This is a genomic window from Stenotrophomonas sp. A3_2 (genome assembly GCF_036624925.1).
Lineage (GTDB): Bacteria > Pseudomonadota > Gammaproteobacteria > Xanthomonadales > Xanthomonadaceae > Stenotrophomonas > Stenotrophomonas hibiscicola.
In genome coordinates, this window is the sequence record NZ_JAZKVY010000166.1 from 1 (window position 1) to 344 (window position 344).

Here is a 344-nt window from a genome sequence, read left to right on the forward strand (position 1 = left end):
ACCGATACCGCGCCGCATGCAAGGCACCTGAAGGAGGCGGCCTGCGGTTGCGCGGGTCTGTTCAACGCCCCCTTCGCGCTGGAAAGCTATGTCGCGGTGTTCGAGGCCGAGGGCGCACTCGACCGGTTCGAGGCCTTTGCCGCGCTCAACGGCCCGGCGTTCTATGGCCTGCCGGTGAACGAAGGCACGGTTACGCTGGCGAAGCGTCCGGTCGTGGTGCCCGAGGTGATCGATGCCAACGGCACCGCCATTGTGCCCTTCCACGCGGGCGAGACGCTCGACTGGCAGCTGGTGGGCTGAATGCGACCGTTCAGCCGCTGGCGCGCGAGCGGCGCACCATGTCG

General features: G+C 68.3%; 1 pseudogene. It reads left to right on the forward strand.

From position 1 onward, the window contains the following. Nucleotides 1-300 (forward strand): annotated as a pseudogene (locus tag R5H29_RS05075) (dihydroorotase); the annotation flags it as partial. Nucleotides 301-344: the final 44 nt, after the last annotated feature.